This is a genomic window from Pseudomonas cucumis (assembly GCF_030687935.1).
Classification (GTDB): Bacteria; Pseudomonadota; Gammaproteobacteria; order Pseudomonadales; family Pseudomonadaceae; genus Aquipseudomonas; species Aquipseudomonas cucumis.
The window spans coordinates 1805795-1824624 of the sequence record NZ_CP117454.1 but is presented as its reverse complement, the minus strand read 5'-3'; the positions used below and the strand labels follow the sequence as shown (position 1 = coordinate 1824624).

The window sequence follows — 18830 nt, the reverse complement described above, 5'->3', positions numbered from 1 at the left end:
CGCGCCAACCCCGCCCGAACTTTGCATGTCAAAATCATGCAGGCCACCAAGCACGGGACAAATGCAGGTAACATGCCCGGCTTTGCTCCCAGACGGCCTGACCATGCCCGCAACATCACGCTTTCCTTTTTTTGCTTATCTCTTCGCCTGCCTATTGGGGCTGTTTGCCCTCGGCGGCTTCTGGTATGGCCTCGGCAAACCGGTGATCCTGCCGGACGTGGCCAGCGCAACGCACAAGCTGCAATGCGCCTCCTACACCCCGTTCGACAAAGACCAATCGCCGTTCGATGTGCCGTTCAAACTGCGCCCCGAGCGCATGGACGCCGATCTCGCACTGCTGGCAACCCGTTTCGAATGCATCCGCACCTATTCCATGACAGGCCTCGAGGCCCTGCCCGATCTGGCACGCAAGCACGGCTTGAAACTGATGATCGGCGCCTGGGTCAACAGCAACCCGGTGGACACCGCCAAGGAAGTCGACCTGCTGATCGCCTCGGCCAATGCCAATGCCGATGTCGTGACCTCGGTGATCGTAGGTAACGAAACCCTGTTGCGCAAGGAAGTCACCGGCGCGCAGTTGGCGATGCTGATCAATAAAGTCAAAAGTCAGGTCAAACAACCGGTGACCTATGCCGACGTCTGGGAGTTCTGGCTCAAGCACCCGGAAATCGCTCCGGCGGTGGACTTCCTGACCATCCATCTGCTGCCGTACTGGGAGGACGATCCGTCGAACATCGACGCTGCCCTGCAGCATGTAGCCGAAGTGCGTCAGGTGTTCGGCAACAAATTTGCGCCTAAAGACGTGATGATTGGCGAAACCGGCTGGCCGAGCGAAGGCCGTCAGCGCGAAACCGCCTTGCCGAGCCGGGTCAACGAATCCAAGTTCATTCGCGGTTTTGTCGCCATGGCCGAGCAGCAAGGCTGGCATTACAACCTGATCGAGGCATTCGACCAGCCTTGGAAACGCGCCAGCGAAGGTGCGGTCGGGGGTTACTGGGGTCTGTTCGACGCCAATCGCCAGGACAAGGGCGTGCTCGCCGGGCCAGTCTCGAACGTACCGTACTGGTCGCAATGGCTGATGGTGGGTGGCTTGATCTTCATCGGCACACTGATCCTCGGCGGTCGCATTCGCAGCACCCGCGCGGCGTTGGTTCTGCCACTGCTCGGCGCGTTGGCGGCCTGTTCGATTGGCGCCTGGGGCGATCTGGCTCGTGTCACCACCCGGTTTGCCAGTGAATGGCTATGGGTCGCCTTGCTGACGGGGTTGAATCTGTTGGTTCTGGCGCATGCCGCGCTGACCTTGAGCGCTCGTACCGGGTGGCGTGGACGCGCCTTCAATGCACTGGAACGTCGTGCCGGCTGGTGGCTGGCAGCGGCAGGTTTTGCCACGGCGGTGATGATGCTGGAGCTGGTGTTCGACCCGCGTTATCGCAGCTTCCCGAGTGTCGCGTTCATCCTGCCGGCGCTGGTGTACCTGTGCCGACCGGTCAGCGTACCGCGCCGGGAAATTGCCCTGCTGACCTTCATTATCGGCGCCGGCATTGCGCCACAGCTGTATCAAGAAGGTTTGCAGAACCAGCAGGCCTGGGGTTGGGCACTGGTGAGTGTGTTGATGGTGGCTGCGTTGTGGCGCAGTTTGCGGGTTCGCAAGGGCTGATCAACAAAGCAAGATCAAAAGATCGCAGCCTGCGGCAGCTCCTACACGGGATATGCGTTTCCCTGTAGGAGCTGCCGCAGGCTGCGATCTTTTTTATCAGGCGCTACGAGAAGCCCGGACCAGACGCAAAGCAGCAATCACCACCGCAAACACCGCTAACGTGGTGTTGTACAACGCCAGCGCCGGAAATCCGAACACCAGCGCGAGCACCGCCAACCACCACCCCGCTCGCCCCGGCAGCACAAAACCGAGCACAGCGGCGGCCATTGCCGACCAGCCCAGCACCTTGAAATGAATCATAAAGCCCAGATTCGACCGAATCTGGCATTCCCAGCGACTGGCCTCATCAACGCAAACGCCAACCCATTGAGCATCCTCCATGAAGCCGTAACGCGCGCCATAACTGGCGGCCAGCCATAACGGCAGAAGAACGAGCAACAGGATCACGGGCAGACGGCGGGACATGAAACACTCCAATAAACGAAATCGGCGGCCAGCTTAATCCCCCGCCCGCGGTAAGCAAGTGACATCAACAGATAACTGTTCATGAAATAGCTGCAAAGTGTATCGTCCGCTACCGTTGCTCCGAAATCAGGCCTGTTTGGCGCCCATCATGGCACTTTGGCGCAAATCCTGTGGTCATAGCCTGCGAACTTCATTCGGCACCTTCCTCTAAGGGATCTAGTCATGCTCCGTTCCTTGCGCTGCGCCGCCCTGTTTGGCGGCTTGTTTTTAAGTGCGTCCGCACTGGCGGCCGACATTGATGCCGCCAGTTACGGCTACCCCCTGACCAACCCGTTCGAGGCGACCATCGCCACAACACCGCCGGAGTTACGCCCGGAATTACCGCTGGACGACGATATCAATCAGTCGGACCGCAGTGTCACGATGCGCCCCGAGCGTGAGTTCAGCCTGCCGGACAACTTCTGGCCGGTAAAGAAACTCACCTACCGCATCGCCACGCAAGATCAAGCGGCACCGTTGATCTTCCTGATCTCCGGCACCGGTGCACGCTATGACAGCACCCTCAACGAGTACCTGAAAAAGCTCTACTACAAGGCTGGCTATCATGTGGTGCAGCTGTCGTCGCCGACCAGCTTCGACTTCATGACCGCCGCTTCGCGTTTCGCCACCCCCGGCGTGACCAAGGAAGATGCCGAAGACATGTATCGGGTGATGCAGGCTGTGCGGGCGCAAAACCCGAAACTGCCGGTCACCGACTATTTCCTGAGCGGTTACAGCCTCGGCGCCCTGGATGCGGCCTTTGTGGCGCACCTGGATGAAACCCGTCGCAGCTTCAATTTCAAGAAAGTCTTGCTGCTCAACCCGCCGGTCAACCTTTACACCTCGATCACCAACCTGGACAAGCTGGTACAAACAGAGGTAAAGGGCATCAACAACAGCACCACCTTCTATGAGCTGGTGCTGGACAAACTGACCCGCTACTTCCAGCAGAAGGGCTACATCGACCTCAACGATGCCCTGCTCTACGACTTCCAGCAGTCCAAGCAGCATTTGAGCAACGAGCAGATGGCCATGCTGATTGGCACTTCGTTCCGTTTCTCGGCGGCCGACATTGCCTTCACCTCGGACCTGATCAACCGCCGCGGCCTGATCACGCCGCCGAAATACCCGATAACCGAAGGCACCACCCTCACGCCGTTCCTCAAACGCGCGCTGCAATGCGACTTCGACTGCTATCTGACCGAACAGGTCATTCCGATGTGGCGCGCCCGCACCGACGGCGGCAGCCTGCTGCAACTGATCGATCAAGTCAGCCTGTATGCACTCAAGGATTACCTGCACGGCAGCCCGAAAATCGCCGTCATGCACAACGCTGACGACGTGATCCTCGGCCCTGGCGACCTGGGGTTTCTGCGCCGCACCTTTGGCGACCGTTTGACTGTTTATCCATTGGGCGGCCATTGCGGCAACCTCAACTATCGCGTCAACAGCGATGCAATGCTGGAGTTTTTCCGTGGCTAAATACCCCCTGCTGATCGCAGCGTTACTCTGTGCAGGCGTCGCCAACGCCGACAACAGCAAAGCCAATGCACCTGTGGTGGTCGATAGTGACGGCTTCAAGGAACCGTTGAGCAAACTCAAATTCAACCCGGGGCTGGATCAGCGCGAGTTCGAACGCTCGACGCTCAACGCGCTGAACGTCTACGACCCGCTGGAAGAGTGGAACCGCCGCGTCTACCACTTCAACTACCGTTTCGACCAATGGGTGTTCCTGCCCGTGGTCGACGGCTATCGCTACATCACCCCAAGCTTCCTGCGCACCGGCGTCAGCAACTTCTTCAACAACGTCGGCGATGTACCGAATCTGGTGAACAGCCTCCTGCAATTCAAGGGGCAGCGCTCGATGGAAACCACTGCGCGCCTGCTGCTCAACACCACCATCGGTGTCGCCGGCCTGTGGGATCCGGCCACCTCCATGGGGCTGCCGCGCCAGAGCGAAGACTTCGGCCAGACGCTAGGCTTCTACGGCGTACCGGGCGGCGCCTACTTCGTGCTGCCGATCCTCGGCCCGTCAAACCTGCGTGACACTGCAGGCCTGGTGGTGGATTACACCGGCGAATCGGCGATCAACTTCCTGAACGTGGCGGAAGTCAGCTCCAACCATCCGGAAGTCTGGGCACTGCGCGCCGTCGATAAGCGCTATCAGAACAGCTTCCGCTATGGTCAGCTGAATACGCCGTTCGAGTATGAAAAAGTGCGTTACGTGTACACCGAGTCGCGCAAGCTGCAGGTTGCCGAGTAATTCTATCGGCAACAAAAAAGGCCATTCGATTTGCGTCGAATGGCCTTTTTTATGTGCGGTGTCTCAAACACCAGCAATCACTATAGGAGCGAGGCCTGCCCGCGATAGCGGTGTGTCAGTCGACATCAATATTGAAGGTGACATCGCCTTCGCGGGCGAGCCTCGCTCTTACAGGTTCAGGCCTTTACTGTTTTCCAAACCTTGCTGACAGCCATCACCCCAACCAACACCGCCGCACCCGCCACAATCCCGGCCACCGCATTCAGCAACGTCGGCACGATAAACCCGGCCCCACCAGCACCCGCGCTGACACTCTCGATCCAGTGATGAACCACCGGCACGCCATGGGTCAGAATCCCGCCACCGACCAAAAACATCGCCGCGGTGCCGATCACCGACAGGCTTTTCATCATGTACGGTGCCGCGCGCAGAATCCCGCCGCCGATGCTTTTGGCCATCTGGCCGGGCTTCAGGGCCAGCCACTGACCGAGGTCGTCGAGCTTGACGATGCCGGCCACCAAGCCGTAGACGCCGATGGTCATGACGATGGCGATGCCCGAGAGCACGATCACTTGCTGGGTCAGCGAAGCATCAGCCACGGTGCCCAGGGTAATGGCGATGATTTCCGCCGAGAGGATGAAGTCGGTACGGATCGCCCCCTTGATCTTGTCTTTTTCGAACGCCACCAGATCGACCGCCGGGTTGGCTACAGCCTCGACCAGTTCTGCGTGTTCAGCCTGATCTTCAGCTTTGCTGTGCAGGAATTTGTGGGCGAGTTTCTCGAAGCCTTCAAAGCACAGGTAAGCGCCACCGACCATCAACAATGGCGTGACCAGCCACGGAATGAACGCACTGATGGCCAACGCCGACGGCACCAGGATCAGCTTGTTAAGGAACGAGCCCTTGGCCACCGCCCACACCACCGGGATTTCCCGCTCGGCACGCACGCCGGAAACCTGCTGGGCGTTGAGCGCCAGATCGTCGCCAAGCACGCCGGCGGTCTTCTTCGCGGCCATTTTGGTCATCAACGCCACATCGTCCAGTACGGTGGCGATGTCGTCGATCAGCACCAGCAAACTGCTTCCTGCCATGAATCAGGTTTCCTTCTTGAATGAATGGTGCGCAGCATAGCGCGACCCGAGGCCAGACGGGGCATTCTTGAGCGCCGCGCGAGGCCGGTGCTACCATGCGCAACCGCCAGAACAGGCAAGGAACTCCTTGGTTTATGAGCACCATCCGCGAGCGCAACAAAGAACTGATCCTGCGTGCCGCCAGTGAAGAATTTGCCGACAAGGGCTTCGCTGCGACCAAAACCAGTGACATCGCGGCCAAGGCCGGGCTACCCAAGCCTAACGTCTACTACTACTTCAAATCCAAGGAAAATCTCTACCGCGAGGTCCTGGAGAGCATCATCGAGCCGATCCTGCAGGCCTCGACGCCGTTCAACGCCGACGGCGTACCCAGCGAAGTGCTGAGCGGCTACATTCGCTCGAAAATCCGCATCTCCCGTGACCTGCCCTTCGCCTCCAAGGTGTTCGCCAGCGAAATCATGCACGGCGCCCCGCACCTGAGCCCCGACCTGGTCGAGCAGCTCAACGGCCAGGCCAGGCACAACATCGACTGCATCCAGACCTGGATCGACCGCGGCCAAATCGCCCCGATCGACCCCAACCACCTGATGTTCAGCATCTGGGCCGCCACCCAGACCTACGCCGACTTCGACTGGCAGATCTCTGCGGTTACCGGCAAGGCCAAGCTGGATGAGGCCGACTATGAAGCGGCGGCGCAGACGATTATCCGGTTGGTACTTAAGGGGTGTGAGCTGGACTGATAGACCGAGTGAACCCCAATCGCGGGCAAGCCCGCCCCCACAGTTTCGGTGGGGTACACAAAATATGTGAACACCCTCGATCCTTGTGGGAGCGGGCTTGCCCGCGATGAAGGCGACTCGATCTGAAGTCTTAAAGCCAAATAGCATCCCACAACGGATAGTCGCCAAGCCGCTCTACAAGACCTGCCCGCAATGGATTGGCAACTACATACCGTGCCATCTTCACCAAGTCTTCTTCTCGCCTCAATGCCCGGTCGTGATAGCCCTGCTGCCAAAGTGGTCCATTCCTGTTACCGGAAAGATTCACCTCTCGCGCAATCAGTGACTTGGTTTGGCGCATCAGATTACTGAGCGAACATTTCTCCAGCTCGACAAGCCAATGGAAGTGATCAGGTATAACGACCCAGGCCAGTGAATTCACTAACCCTGTGTTTTGTGCTTGGCGAAATTGATGAACAACCAATCTGCCCAATGCGAAATCCGCAAAAACCGGTTCGCGATCAAGTGTATTGGTAGTCAGTAAATAGATTCGATTGGGTTCGGCATAGCGCCCCGTTCGTAGGCGATGTGAAGCAGGAAGATCAGGCAATCCATTGCCCCTTTATGATGGATTCCTCAGAAGACTAGACCTGAGCAGCCCATAGACCGCGACAGTCCGTTATCTAGATGTGTCCATGAGGCCGCCATCGCGGGCAAGCCCGCTCCCACAAGGATTGGAGGTGTTCACAGATTTTTTGTTCACCTCCAAGGATCGAGGGTGTTCACAGATTTTGTGTTCACCAGCAGGAACCTGTGGGAGCGGGCTTGCCCGCGATGACATTCGATCAGACGCTGAAGATCAACCAACCACCCCCGCATCCGCCCTCAACCCCTGCGCCTCGATCGCCCTGATCGCACACTGCTCATCAACATCAGACAAATCACCGCTGATACCCATCGCTCCCAGCACATTCCCATCCTGATCCCGAATCAGCACGCCGCCCGGTACCGGGACGACGCTGCCCTGCCCCAGGCTATTCAGCGCGGCGAAGAACGCGGGGCGTTGTTGAGCGTCCTGGGCGAGCAGGCGAGAGCCTTTGCCCAGGGCGATCGCGCCCCAGGCTTTGCCGATGGCGATCTGCGGGCGTAGCAGGCTGGCGCCGTCCTCGCGTTGCAGCGTTATCAAGTGCCCGCCGGCATCCAGCACGGCAACGGTCAAGGGCGCGGCGGAGATTTCCCGGCCTGCGGAGATGGCCTGATTGGCCAGGTTGACTGCGACGTTCAAGGTTAAAGCGCTCATGGTGCCGTCCTCATTTTGTTATTGGGAAAGCCGTTGGATTGCTTTCTGTGGCGCAATCCGATGCAACAAATAGAACACAATGAATTATTTTTTTGTATACAATAATTCTCGAAAAGCGCCACACGCGACGAAAAGTCACAGTCCTTCGGGCTTCCGACGAATGAAACAGGCGCTTGAGAAAATGGATTGACCTGCGCCGTCCGCCGTGAATACACTCTGCGCAAAGCCACTTGTATACAATTACAAAACGTAAGAGGCACAAAACCATGAGCAAAATGAGAGCAATCGAAGCCGCCGTTCTGGTGATGCGCCGTGAAGGGGTTGATACCGCTTTTGGCATCCCAGGCGCCGCGATCAACCCGCTGTACTCCGCCTTGCAGAAGGTCGGTGGCATCGATCACGTCCTCGCTCGCCACGTTGAAGGCGCCTCGCACATGGCCGAGGGCTACACCCGCACCAAGGCCGGCAACATCGGCGTGTGCATCGGCACGTCCGGCCCGGCCGGCACGGACATGGTCACCGGGCTCTACAGCGCCTCGGCCGACTCGATCCCGATCCTGTGCATCACCGGGCAAGCACCGCGGGCCCGTATGCACAAGGAAGACTTCCAGGCCGTCGACATCACCAGCATAGTCAAGCCGGTCACCAAATGGTCGACCACGGTTATGGAGCCGGGCCAGGTGCCTTACGCGTTCCAGAAAGCCTTCTATGAAATGCGCTCCGGCCGCCCAGGCCCAGTGCTGATCGACCTGCCGTTCGACGTGCAGATGGCTGAAATCGAATTCGACATCGACGCCTATGAGCCGCTGCCGCTGGCCAAGCCGACCGCCAACCGCGTGCAAATCGAGAAGGCCCTGGCCATGCTCGATCAGGCTGAGCGCCCATTGCTGGTGGCCGGTGGCGGCATCATCAATGCCGACGCCAGCGAGTTGCTGGTGGAGTTCGCCGAGCTGACCGGCATTCCAGTGATCCCGACCCTGATGGGCTGGGGCACCATTCCCGACGATCACCCGCTGATGGTCGGCATGGTCGGTCTGCAAACCTCGCACCGTTACGGCAACGCCACGATGTTGAAGTCGGACCTGGTACTGGGCGTCGGTAACCGTTGGGCTAACCGTCACACCGGTTCGGTAGACGTTTACACCGAAGGCCGCAAATTCATTCACGTCGACATCGAACCGACCCAGATCGGCCGCGTGTTCACCCCGGACCTGGGCATCGTGTCCGACGCCGCTGCCGCGTTGACCGTGTTCATCGAAGTCGCTCGCGAATGGCAAGCCGCCGGCAAACTGAAAAACCGCAGCGCCTGGCTGCAAGACTGCCAGCAGCGCAAAGCCAGCCTGCAGCGCAAGACCCACTTCGACAACGTGCCGGTCAAGCCGCAACGGGTTTACGAAGAGATGAACCAGGTGTTCGGCAAGGACACCTGTTACGTCAGCACTATTGGTCTGTCGCAGATTGCCGGCGCGCAGTTCCTGCACGTCTACAAACCGCGTCACTGGATCAACTGCGGCCAGGCCGGCCCACTGGGCTGGACCATTCCGGCAGCGCTCGGCGTGGTCAAGGCCGATCCGACCCGCAAGGTGGTGGCGCTCTCGGGCGACTACGACTTCCAGTTCATGATCGAAGAACTAGCGGTGGGTGCGCAGTTCAAGCTGCCATACATCCACGTTGTGGTGAACAACTCGTACCTGGGGCTGATCCGTCAGGCTCAGCGCGGTTTCGACATGGACTACTGCGTGCAGCTGTCCTTCGACAACCTCAACGCTCCGGAACTCAACGGTTACGGTGTCGACCACGTCGCTGTCGCCGAAGGCCTGGGTTGCAAGGCGCTGCGGGTGTTCGAACCGGGTCAGATCCAGCCTGCCCTGCGCAAGGCTCAGGAACTGATCGAAGAGTTCAAGGTGCCGGTGATCGTCGAGATCATTCTGGAGCGCGTGACCAACATTTCCATGGGCACCGAGATCAACGCCGTCAACGAATTCGAAGACCTGGCGCTGGTCGGCAACGATGCGCCAACGGCGATTTCGTTGCTCGATTAAGCACGACCTGACACCTGTAGCAGCTGCCGAGGCACGAGGCTGCGTTGCGTGTCCGCAGGACCGCCGTCGGGGGGCCGCTTCGCGACCCAACGCAGCCTCGTGCCTCGGCAGCTGCTACAGGGACTTATATTTACAGGAGACCACCATGCCGCGTTTCGCAGCCAACCTGTCCATGCTGTTCACCGAGCAGGATTTTCTTGCCCGTTTCGACGCTGCCGCCAAGGCCGGCTTCAGTGGTGTCGAATACCTGTTCCCCTACGATTTCAGTTCCGCCGAAATCAAAGCCAAGCTCGATGCCAATGGCTTGACCCAGGTGTTGTTCAACCTGCCGGCGGGTGACTGGGCCAAGGGCGAACGCGGTATCGCGTGCTTGCCGGATCGGGTCGAAGAATTCCGCGCCGGTGTCGATCTGGCCATCGCTTACGCCAACGTGCTGGGCAATACCCAGATCAACTGCCTGGCCGGTATTCGCCCACAAGGCGTCGACGATGCCACCGTGGAAAAGACCTTTGTCGCCAACCTCAAGTACGCGGCCGACAAGCTGCAAGCGGCGGGCATCAAACTGGTGATGGAAGCGATCAACACCCGTGACATCCCGGGCTTCTACCTGAACAACACGGCGCAAGCCCTGTCGATTCGCGAACAAGTCGGCAGCGCCAACCTGTTCCTGCAATACGACATCTATCACATGCAAATCATGGAGGGCGACCTGGCCCGCACCATGGCCGCACACCTGGACGAGATCAACCACATTCAGTTGGCCGACAACCCTGGGCGCAACGAGCCGGGCACCGGTGAAATCAACTACCGCTTCCTGTTCGAACACCTGGACCGCATCGGCTATCAGGGTTGGGTCGGCTGTGAATACAAGCCGCTGACCACCACCGAAGCGGGTCTGGGCTGGTTGAAAACCCATAACGCGATTTGACACAGATCCTGTGGGAGCTGGCTTGCCTGCGATGGCATCACCGCGGTGTGTCTGACAGACCGTGTCGCCCGCATCGCAGGCAAGCCAGCTCCCACAAAAGCAGCCCCCCTATTTGCTTGAAGCAGCAATAAAAACAAGAGGATTTTCTCATGGCTAAAATCGGATTTATCGGCACCGGCATCATGGGCCACCCAATGGCGTTGAACCTGCAGAAAGCCGGTCACAGCCTGTTCCTGTCGGCACACCACGACCCCGCGCCTGCCGATCTGATCACCGCTGGCGCCGTCGCGCTGGCGAACCCGAAAGAAGTGGCCCAGGAAGCTGAATTCATCATCGTCATGGTCCCGGATACTCCGCAGGTCGATGACGTGCTGTTCCGCGCCGACGGCGTTGCAGCCGGCGTCAGCAAGGGCAAAGTCGTGATCGACATGAGCTCGATCTCGCCAACCGCCACCAAAGCCTTCGCGGCCAAGATCAACGAGAAAGGCGCTCAATACCTCGACGCGCCGGTGTCCGGCGGCGAAGTCGGCGCCAAGGCTGCGACCTTGAGCATCATGGTCGGTGGCGATGCCGATGCGTTCGAACGCGCCCTGCCGCTGTTCCAGGCCATGGGCAAGAACATCACTCTGGTGGGCGGTAATGGCGACGGTCAAACCGCGAAAGTGGCTAATCAAATCATCGTTGCGCTGAACATTCAGGCCGTCGCCGAAGCCTTGCTGTTCGCCTCGAAAAACGGTGCTGATCCGGCCAAGGTGCGTGAAGCGCTGATGGGCGGTTTCGCGTCGTCGAAGATCCTTGAAGTTCACGGCGAACGCATGATCAAGGGCACCTTCGACCCGGGCTTCCGCATCAGCCTGCACCAGAAGGATTTGAACCTGGCACTGGCCGGCGCTCGCGAACTGGGCATCAACTTGCCGAACACCGCCAATACCCAGCAAGTGTTCAGCACCTGCGCGGCTATCGGCGGCAGCAACTGGGACCACTCGGCGCTGATCAAGGGCCTGGAACACATGGCGAATTTCTCGATTCGCGATAAGTAAGCCCTGCCCCGGCACTGATCGTTCCCACGCTCCGCGTGGGAACGATCATCTGCATAAACCAAGAACAATAAAATTGGGAGCCCGCCATGTCGGTCGATCCGCAACAACTGCTGCGCGAGCTGTTTGCCACAGCCATCGACGCGGCTCATCCGCAGCACGTCCTCGAAGCCCATTTGCCCAAAGATCGCAGCGGCCGGGTGATCGTCATTGGCGCCGGTAAAGCCGCAGCGGCCATGGCCCAGGTGGTCGAGCGCTGCTGGCAGGGCGAAGTGTCCGGCCTGGTGGTGACCCGCTACGGCCACGGCGCCCCGTGCGAAAAAATCGAAGTGGTCGAAGCCGCGCACCCGGTGCCGGATGCGGCTGGTTTGGCTGTCGCGAAACGGGTGCTGGAACTGGTCAGCAACCTGAGCGAAGACGACCGCGTGATCTTCCTGCTCTCGGGCGGTGGCTCTGCCCTGCTCGCGTTACCCGCCGCCGGCATCACCCTCGCCGACAAACAGTCGATCAACAAAGCCCTGCTCAAATCCGGCGCGACCATTGGCGAGATGAATTGCGTGCGCAAGCACCTCTCGGCGATCAAGGGCGGACGTCTGGGCAAAGCCTGCTGGCCGGCCACGGTTTATACCTATGCGATTTCCGATGTACCGGGCGACCTCGCCACGGTCATCGCCTCTGGCCCCACTGTGGCCGACCCGAGCACCTCCGCCGAAGCGCTGGCGATCCTCAAGCGCTATGGCATCGAAGTCCCGGTCTCGGTGCGCAACTGGCTGCAAAGCCCGGAATCGGAAACGGTCAAACCCGGCGATCCGAGCCTGGCCCGCAGTCATTTCCAGTTGATCGCACGCCCACAGCAATCGCTGGAAGCGGCCGCGGTGAAAGCCCGTCAGGCCGGCTTCAGCCCGTTGATTCTCGGCGACCTGGAAGGCGAATCCCGGGACGTGGCGAAAGTCCACGCCGGCATCGCGCGACAGATCGTCCAGCACGGCCAGCCGCTGGCAGCACCGTGCGTGATTCTGTCCGGCGGCGAAACCACCGTCACCGTTCGCGGCAATGGCCGTGGCGGGCGCAACGCCGAATTCCTGCTGAGCCTGACCGACAGCCTCAAAGGCCTGCCCGGCGTCTACGCGCTGGCCGGTGACACCGACGGTATCGACGGCTCCGAAGACAACGCCGGCGCCCTCATGACCCCGGGCAGTTACGCCCGCGCCGCCGCCCTCGGCCTGAGCGCCAGCGATGAACTGGACAACAACAATGGCTACGGCTATTTCGCCGCGCTGGACGCGCTGATCGTCACCGAGCCGACTCGCACCAACGTCAACGACTTGCGCGCCATTCTGATTCTCGAGAGCCCTAAACATGACGCCTGATAAGAAGGTCAAAATCCTCGCCACCCTTGGCCCGGCCACCAACGGAATCGACGACATCCGTGAGCTGGTGCAGGCCGGGGTCAATATCTTTCGCCTGAACTTCAGCCACGGCGATCACGCCGACCACGCGCAGCGCTATCAGTGGATTCGTGAAGTCGAGCGCCAGCTGAATTATCCGCTGGGGATTTTGATGGACCTGCAAGGCCCGAAATTGCGGGTCGGCAAATTCGCCCAAGGCAAAGTGCAGCTGCATCGTGGTCAGGCCTTGCGTCTGGACCTGGACCCGACGCCGGGCGATGAGCGCCGGGTCAACTTGCCTCACCCGGAAATCATCGCAGCGCTGGAGCCTGGCATGGACCTGCTGCTGGACGACGGCAAGCTGCGCCTGCGAGTGGTGACCAAATACGTCGACGCTATCGACACCACGGTGCTCAATGGCGGCGAGCTGTCGGATCGCAAAGGCGTCAACGTGCCGCAAGCGGTGCTGGATCTGAGCCCCCTGACCGCCAAGGATCGTCGCGACTTGAGCTTCGGTCTGGAGCTGGGGGTGGATTGGGTCGCGCTGTCGTTCGTGCAACGCCCGCAAGACATCCGCGAAGCCCGCGCACTGATCGGCGACAAGGCGTATTTGATGGCGAAGATCGAGAAGCCATCGGCCGTGACTCAACTGCGGGAAATCGCCGAATTGAGCGATGCGATCATGGTCGCTCGCGGTGATCTGGGCGTGGAAGTCCCGGCCGAGAGCGTGCCGCAGATTCAGAAAAACATCATCAGCACCTGCCGCCAACTCGGCAAACCGGTGGTGGTGGCGACGCAGATGCTGGAGTCAATGCGTTTCTCCCCCGCCCCGACCCGCGCCGAAGTCACTGACGTCGCCAACGCGGTGGCCGAAGGTGCGGACGCGGTGATGCTGTCGGCGGAAACCGCATCCGGCGAGTACCCGCTGGAAGCTGTGCAGATGATGAGCAAGATCATCCGTCAGGTGGAAAACGGCCCCGACTATCAGGCCCAACTGGACGTGAGCCGACCGAAAGCCGAGGCGACCGTTTCCGATGCGATCAGCTGTGCGATCCGTCGCATCAGCAACGTGTTGCCAGTGGCGGTGTTGGTGAATTACAGCGAGTCGGGCACATCGAGTTTGCGTGCGGCGCGGGAACGGCCGACGGTGCCGATCCTCAACCTGACGCCGAACCTGCAAACCGCGCGGCGTTTGACGGTGGCGTGGGGCGTGCACTCGGTGGTCAATGACCGGCTGCGCCAGGTGGACGAAGTGTGCTCGACGGCGCTGGAAATCGCCCAGGCGCAGGGGATGGCTCAGCGCGGGGATACGTTGCTGATTACGGCGGGGGTGCCGTTCGGGCAGCCGGGGTCGACCAATTCGTTGCGTATCGAGACATTAATCTAACCCCCCTCACAATGATCGTTCCCACGCTCTGCGTGGGAATGCAGCCCGGGACGCTCCGCGTCCCAAGAGCAGACGCAGAGCGTCCATTGAGGCATTCCCACGCAGAGCGTAGGAACGATCTGTACTGACTGCCCCCATCATGCCTGCCAACCACTTCAACACCCACTGCCCCGACTGGGCCACTGCCCTGCTCAACGGCTTCAGCCAGATCTTTCTCCAGCGCCATCCGCTGTGCGGGCTGTTGTGTCTGTTGGCGATTCTGTTCAGCGCGCCAACCTTGCTCGGCGGTGCGTTGCTGGGAGGGGTCGCCGGTTTGCTCACCGCGCAACGTCGCGGGTATACCAAGGCTGATCGTCAGGCTGGGCTGTTCAGCTACAACGGTATTCTGCTCGGTCTGCTGCTGAGCCTTTATTTCCCATGGTCAGCGCTGTTGCCACCGCTGATCATTGCCGCTGGGGGCCTGAGCGCGATGCTCACCCAGCAATGGCTCAAGCATTCCCGTGATCATCATTGCCTTCCCGCCTACACCGCGCCCTTCGTTGCGATAAGTTGGTTGCTTCTATCGTTTGCCGCTCCACTGCAACCCGCGCAGCTGATCGAAATGACCACACTCAACCTGCTCGCCGCGTCATTGAAAGGGCTCGGTCAGGTACTGTTTCTCGGTCATCCGCTGGCCGGAACTCTGATTGCCACGGGTTTGCTGATCGCTGACCGTCGCGCCTTCCTGTGGGCGCTGCTCGGCTCCGTTGCCGGTCTCGGTTTCGCCCTGCTGCATCACGAAACATCAACCGCCCTGCAGGGTTTAAGCGGCTACAACGCCGTGCTCGCCGCCCTCGCCTTCAGCCAAAATCGCCGCCAGCCCTGGCTGCCATTGTTGGGAATCCTGCTGGCGGTGTTGCTCACGCCGGGGTTCGCCGCACTGGGGCTGGCAACGCTGACGGCGCCCTTCATCCTCGCCTGCTGGCTGATTCGCGCAGGCATTAGGGTGTTGCGTCAGGCCGCCATGGACAGCGCGCCTTGCGCTACCGGGGAGAATCGACCTAGGCTTCGCTGATTCTTGGTTCAGGCGTTTTCCATGAACAGCAATAAAAACTGGCGTGAAGACCTTTACGTCATCATCTTCCAATCCGATACCCCGGCCGGTCGGCGCTTCGACAGCATCCTGCTGTTGATCATCCTCGCCAGCCTGGTGACCGTGGTTCTGGACAGTATCGACAGCGTCCACCAGAACTACGCCGATGTGCTGGCGTACATCGAATGGGGCTTCACCGTCGTTTTCGCCATCGAGTACGGCCTGCGTCTGTACTGCTCGCCCAAGCCGCTACGCTACGCGTTCAGCTTCTATGGGCTGGTGGATTTGCTGGCGATCGTGCCCGGCATCCTCGCGCTGTATTACAGCGATGCGCAGTACCTGCTGATTATCCGGATCATTCGGATGCTGCGGATTTTCCGCGTGCTCAAGCTCAGCCCGTATCTGAAGCAAGCCAACTATTTGATGACGGCGTTGCGCGGCAGTAAGCAGAAAATCGTGGTGTTTCTGCTCAGTGTAAGCACCCTGGTGACGGTGTTCGGCACGCTGATGTACGTGATCGAAGGCCCGGAACACGGCTTCACCAGCATCCCCAAAGGCATCTATTGGGCCATCGTCACACTCACCACCGTAGGCTTTGGCGATATCGTGCCCAGGACCCCATTGGGTCAGGTGGTTTCGTCGCTGGTGATGATCACCGGTTACTCGATCATCGCCGTGCCAACGGGGATTTTCACCGCGGAACTGGCCAACGCCATGCGCGGCGAACAACTGCAACACGATTGCCCGACCTGCCAGAAAAACAGTCACGAACACGGCGCAGCATTTTGCTCCCGTTGCGGCAATGCGCTGTTCAAGAAACTGGAATAAGCAAAGTGCTTTTTAATCTTTAAAGGACTATGCGAGCCCGGCTATAGTCGCCGGCAAATTGCCAACACTTTCCATAGAACATGTTTGATAGAACAAGGAATGCGCAGTGAAAAAACTCTTTGGCGCCTCACTTCTGGCCGCTGGCCTGGCCTTGGGCAGCGTGGCTCAGGCTGCACCGACCCTGCTTAACGTTTCCTACGACGTGATGCGAGATTTCTACAAGGACTACAACACTGCCTTTCAGAAACACTGGCAAGCCGAGCACAACGAAAACATCACGCTGCAGATGTCCTTCGGCGGCTCCAGCAAACAGGCACGTTCAGTGATCGATGGCCTGCCGGCTGACGTCATTACCATGAACATGGCCACCGACATCAACGCTCTGGCGGATAACGGCAAACTGGTCCCGGACAACTGGGTCACGCGCCTGCCGAACAACAGCGCGCCGTTCACGTCGGCCACGGTGTTCATCGTGCGCAAAGGCAACCCGAAAGCCCTGAAAGACTGGCCGGACCTGCTCAAGGACGGCGTGCAAGTGATCGTCCCCAACCCGAAAACCTCGGGTAACGGCCGCTACACCTACCTCTCGGCCTGGGGCTATGTACTGAAAAACGGCGGTGACGAAGACAAGGCAAAAACCTTCGTCGGCAAACTGTTCAAACAAGCCCCGGTGCTGGATACCGGCGGCCGTGCAGCCACCACCACGTTCATGACCAACCAGATCGGCGACGTGCTGGTGACCTTCGAAAACGAAGCGGAAATGATTGCGCGTGAGTTTGGTCGTGATCAGTTTGAAGTGATTTACCCGAGTGTTTCCGCCGAGGCCGAGCCGCCAGTGTCTGTGGTCGACAAAGTGGTCGAGAAAAAAGGCACTCGTGCTGCCGCCGAGGAATATTTGAAGTACCTGTGGTCGCCGGAAGGTCAGGAGATTGCAGCTGCCAACTACCTGCGTCCGCGTGATCCGGCGGTATTGGCCAAGTACACTGATCGCTTCCCGAAAGTGGATTTCCTTTCGGTGGAGAAGACCTTTGGTGACTGGCGCACTGTGCAGAAGACCCACTTCAATGATGGTGGGGTTTTTGATCAGATTTACAGCGGTCAGTAATTCCTGACTCCAATGAAAAGGCGACCTGCAAAGGTCGCCTTTTTCCTACGTCACGCTATTACATCGGAGGGGTTACGCCGTCCTTGCCCGCTGCAATCGAGCATGCAATCGGTCCAAATGAACGGCCTCTCAATCATTCTTCAGAGGCATGATTACTATCAGCCTATTCCCTCTTCCGCCGCTCTAGCCAGCCGATTAGCCTCTGCGCATTCCTTCTTGTTCAACGAGACCCGTTATGAATCCAACGACTCAGGTGCCCCTCGGTGCCGCGACAATGACCCGAAGCATGGTGCTGCTCTTCGCCTTCTGCTGCGGCGCCATCGTGGCCAATATCTACTACGCCCAGCCGATCATCGGCCTCATCGCGCCAGACATCGGCCTGACCGACACCATGGCCAGCCTGATCGTTTCGCTGACGCAGATTGGTTATGCGCTGGGTCTGTTCTTCCTGGTGCCGCTGGGTGATCTGCTGGAAAACCGCCGCTTGATGATCATCACCACCGTGGTGGCGATTGCCAGTTTGTTGGGCGCGGCATTCACCGATCAGCCAAACGTGTTTCTGTTGATCTCGTTGCTGGTGGGGTTCAGCTCGGTGTCGGTGCAGATCCTGATTCCACTGGCCGCCCACCTGGCGCCGGAAGAATCCCGGGGCCGCGTAGTCGGCGGCATCATGGGTGGTTTGCTGCTGGGGATTCTGCTGGCTCGACCGGTGTCCAGCGTAATAGCCGACCACTTCGGCTGGCGTGCGATGTTCGTCATCGCAGCGGTGTTGATGGCGGCAATCAGCATCGTGCTGGCCCTGACCATTCCCAAGCGCCAGCCTGATCACAGCGCTTCTTATGGCCAGTTGTTGGGTTCGCTCTGGACGCTGTTGCGTCAGCAGCCGGTGTTGCGTCAGCGCGCGTTTTACCAAGCCTGCATGTTCGCCACATTCAGCCTGTTCTGGACTGCAGTGCCGCTGGAACTGTCGCGTAATCATGGCTTGTCGCAAACCCAGATCGCGATCTTCGCCCTGGTCGGCGCCATTGGCGCGATTGCCGCTCCTATCGCCGGTAGACTGGCCGATGCCGGCCATACCCGCATCGCCTCGCTGTTGGCCCTGCTATTCGCCAGCCTGAGCTTCCTGCCCGCCTTCATCCATCCGGCCTACAGCGTTATCGGCCTGGCAGTGACGGGTGTAGTGCTGGATTTCTGCGTGCAAATGAACATGGTCCTCGGCCAGCGCGCGGTCTATACCCTCGACGCTAAAAGCCGCGGCCGTCTGAATGCGCTGTATATGACCAGCATCTTTGTCGGTGGTGCGTTTGGCTCTTCGGTGGCCAGCGCGGTGTATGAGCATGGCGGTTGGTTGTGGATCGTGATTGTGGGTAGTGCGTTTCCGTTGTTGGCGTTGTTGCGGTTTTTGAGTGTTTCGCAGAGGCGTTCGTTGGCAACGGCTTAGGACGCTAAAAGCTTCGCGGCAAGCCTCGCTCCTACAGGAAGCGAAGCTTGCCCGCGAAGGCGATTCGA

General features: G+C 59.7%; 17 protein-coding genes. 13 read left to right on the top strand and 4 right to left on the bottom strand.

Annotated features, from left to right (window positions below; all coding sequences use genetic code 11):
• The first annotated feature begins 61 nt into the window (after window positions 1-61).
• Window positions 62-1657, top strand: a complete 1596-nt coding sequence (locus PSH97_RS08275; RefSeq protein ID WP_305448806.1) for a glycoside hydrolase family 17 protein — start codon at window positions 62-64, stop codon at window positions 1655-1657.
• A 96-nt stretch (window positions 1658-1753) separates the two neighbouring features.
• Here PSH97_RS08275 and PSH97_RS08270 read toward each other — a convergent pair whose 3' ends face one another.
• Complete coding sequence (locus PSH97_RS08270; RefSeq protein ID WP_305448805.1) at window positions 1754-2122, bottom strand: hypothetical protein; 369 nt, start codon at window positions 2120-2122, stop codon at window positions 1754-1756.
• A gap of 222 nt (window positions 2123-2344) precedes the next feature.
• Here PSH97_RS08270 and PSH97_RS08265 point away from each other — a divergent pair, with 222 nt between their 5' ends.
• Both PSH97_RS08265 and PSH97_RS08260 read left to right on the top strand, forming a co-directional pair.
• Window positions 2345-3643, top strand: a complete 1299-nt coding sequence (locus PSH97_RS08265; RefSeq protein ID WP_305448804.1) for a serine/threonine protein kinase — start codon at window positions 2345-2347, stop codon at window positions 3641-3643.
• On the top strand, window positions 3636-4424 hold the full coding sequence (locus PSH97_RS08260; protein WP_305448803.1) for an MlaA family lipoprotein: 789 nt from the start codon (window positions 3636-3638) through the stop codon (window positions 4422-4424). Before PSH97_RS08265 ends, PSH97_RS08260 begins: the two co-directional genes overlap by 8 nt.
• Before the next feature lie 176 nt (window positions 4425-4600).
• Here the strand turns inward: PSH97_RS08260 and PSH97_RS08255 are convergent, their stop codons facing one another.
• Window positions 4601-5515 (bottom strand): DUF808 domain-containing protein, encoded by a 915-nt coding sequence (locus tag PSH97_RS08255; RefSeq protein WP_305448802.1) that lies wholly within the window; start codon window positions 5513-5515, stop codon window positions 4601-4603.
• Between the two features lie 134 nt (window positions 5516-5649).
• Between PSH97_RS08255 and PSH97_RS08250 the strand changes: the two genes are divergently transcribed.
• Window positions 5650-6255 (top strand): TetR/AcrR family transcriptional regulator, encoded by a 606-nt coding sequence (locus PSH97_RS08250; protein ID WP_030131738.1) that lies wholly within the window; start codon window positions 5650-5652, stop codon window positions 6253-6255.
• A 130-nt stretch (window positions 6256-6385) separates the two neighbouring features.
• On the opposite strand, the gene PSH97_RS08245 is transcribed toward PSH97_RS08250, so the two are convergent.
• Together PSH97_RS08245 and PSH97_RS08240 are read right to left on the bottom strand one after the other, a co-directional pair.
• Window positions 6386-6844 carry an REP-associated tyrosine transposase gene (locus tag PSH97_RS08245; RefSeq protein WP_305448801.1) on the bottom strand — a complete coding sequence of 153 codons (459 nt, stop codon included), beginning with the start codon at window positions 6842-6844 and terminating at the stop codon, window positions 6386-6388.
• A gap of 249 nt (window positions 6845-7093) precedes the next feature.
• The gene (locus tag PSH97_RS08240; protein ID WP_305448800.1) at window positions 7094-7534 is read right to left on the bottom strand and encodes a GlcG/HbpS family heme-binding protein; all 441 of its coding nucleotides are present in this window, start codon (window positions 7532-7534) and stop codon (window positions 7094-7096) included.
• Between the two features lie 266 nt (window positions 7535-7800).
• Here PSH97_RS08240 and gcl point away from each other — a divergent pair, with 266 nt between their 5' ends.
• From gcl to PSH97_RS08195, 9 genes are all read left to right on the top strand, one after another.
• Window positions 7801-9576: a glyoxylate carboligase gene (gene gcl, locus PSH97_RS08235; RefSeq protein WP_305448799.1), complete on the top strand. Its 1776-nt coding sequence runs from the start codon at window positions 7801-7803 to the stop codon at window positions 9574-9576.
• 145 nt (window positions 9577-9721) lie between these two features.
• On the top strand, window positions 9722-10504 hold the full coding sequence (hyi, locus tag PSH97_RS08230) for a hydroxypyruvate isomerase (protein ID WP_305448798.1): 783 nt from the start codon (window positions 9722-9724) through the stop codon (window positions 10502-10504).
• A 149-nt stretch (window positions 10505-10653) separates the two neighbouring features.
• Entirely contained in the window at window positions 10654-11544 is an 891-nt protein-coding gene (locus tag PSH97_RS08225; protein ID WP_305448797.1) for a 2-hydroxy-3-oxopropionate reductase, read from the top strand.
• An 86-nt stretch (window positions 11545-11630) separates the two neighbouring features.
• Entirely contained in the window at window positions 11631-12911 is a 1281-nt protein-coding gene (locus PSH97_RS08220; protein WP_305448796.1) for a glycerate kinase type-2 family protein, read from the top strand.
• Window positions 12901-14316 carry a pyruvate kinase gene (gene pyk, locus PSH97_RS08215; protein WP_305448795.1) on the top strand — a complete coding sequence of 472 codons (1416 nt, stop codon included), beginning with the start codon at window positions 12901-12903 and terminating at the stop codon, window positions 14314-14316. The genes PSH97_RS08220 and pyk overlap by 11 nt, the downstream gene beginning before the upstream one ends.
• Before the next feature lie 139 nt (window positions 14317-14455).
• A complete protein-coding gene (locus tag PSH97_RS08210) occupies window positions 14456-15370 on the top strand; it encodes an urea transporter (protein WP_305448794.1) in 915 nt (304 codons plus the stop codon).
• Between the two features lie 21 nt (window positions 15371-15391).
• The gene (locus PSH97_RS08205) at window positions 15392-16216 is read left to right on the top strand and encodes an ion transporter (RefSeq protein WP_305448793.1); all 825 of its coding nucleotides are present in this window, start codon (window positions 15392-15394) and stop codon (window positions 16214-16216) included.
• A gap of 106 nt (window positions 16217-16322) precedes the next feature.
• Window positions 16323-17321, top strand: coding sequence for a sulfate ABC transporter substrate-binding protein (locus PSH97_RS08200; protein ID WP_305448792.1), 999 nt, complete (start codon window positions 16323-16325; stop codon window positions 17319-17321).
• Between the two features lie 235 nt (window positions 17322-17556).
• Complete coding sequence (locus tag PSH97_RS08195) at window positions 17557-18762, top strand: MFS transporter (RefSeq protein ID WP_305448791.1); 1206 nt, start codon at window positions 17557-17559, stop codon at window positions 18760-18762.
• Window positions 18763-18830 lie beyond the last annotated feature (68 nt).

Bases quoted from the DNA above. Each gene is read 5' to 3' on its own strand.
- hyi (WP_305448798.1), top strand. From the start codon at position 9,722: ATGCCGCGTTTCGCAGCCAACCTGTCCATGCTGTTCACCGAGCAGGAT.
- PSH97_RS08250 (WP_030131738.1), top strand. From the start codon at position 5,650: ATGAGCACCATCCGCGAGCGCAACAAAGAACTGATCCTGCGTGCCGCC.
- gcl (WP_305448799.1), top strand. From the start codon at position 7,801: ATGAGCAAAATGAGAGCAATCGAAGCCGCCGTTCTGGTGATGCGCCGT.
- PSH97_RS08270 (WP_305448805.1), bottom strand. From the start codon at position 2,122: ATGTCCCGCCGTCTGCCCGTGATCCTGTTGCTCGTTCTTCTGCCGTTA.
- pyk (WP_305448795.1), top strand. From the start codon at position 12,901: ATGACGCCTGATAAGAAGGTCAAAATCCTCGCCACCCTTGGCCCGGCC.
- PSH97_RS08275 (WP_305448806.1), top strand. From the start codon at position 62: ATGCAGGTAACATGCCCGGCTTTGCTCCCAGACGGCCTGACCATGCCC.
- PSH97_RS08220 (WP_305448796.1), top strand. From the start codon at position 11,631: ATGTCGGTCGATCCGCAACAACTGCTGCGCGAGCTGTTTGCCACAGCC.
- PSH97_RS08210 (WP_305448794.1), top strand. From the start codon at position 14,456: ATGCCTGCCAACCACTTCAACACCCACTGCCCCGACTGGGCCACTGCC.
- PSH97_RS08240 (WP_305448800.1), bottom strand. From the start codon at position 7,534: ATGAGCGCTTTAACCTTGAACGTCGCAGTCAACCTGGCCAATCAGGCC.
- PSH97_RS08255 (WP_305448802.1), bottom strand. From the start codon at position 5,515: ATGGCAGGAAGCAGTTTGCTGGTGCTGATCGACGACATCGCCACCGTA.
- PSH97_RS08265 (WP_305448804.1), top strand. From the start codon at position 2,345: ATGCTCCGTTCCTTGCGCTGCGCCGCCCTGTTTGGCGGCTTGTTTTTA.
- PSH97_RS08195 (WP_305448791.1), top strand. From the start codon at position 17,557: ATGAATCCAACGACTCAGGTGCCCCTCGGTGCCGCGACAATGACCCGA.
- PSH97_RS08225 (WP_305448797.1), top strand. From the start codon at position 10,654: ATGGCTAAAATCGGATTTATCGGCACCGGCATCATGGGCCACCCAATG.
- PSH97_RS08205 (WP_305448793.1), top strand. From the start codon at position 15,392: ATGAACAGCAATAAAAACTGGCGTGAAGACCTTTACGTCATCATCTTC.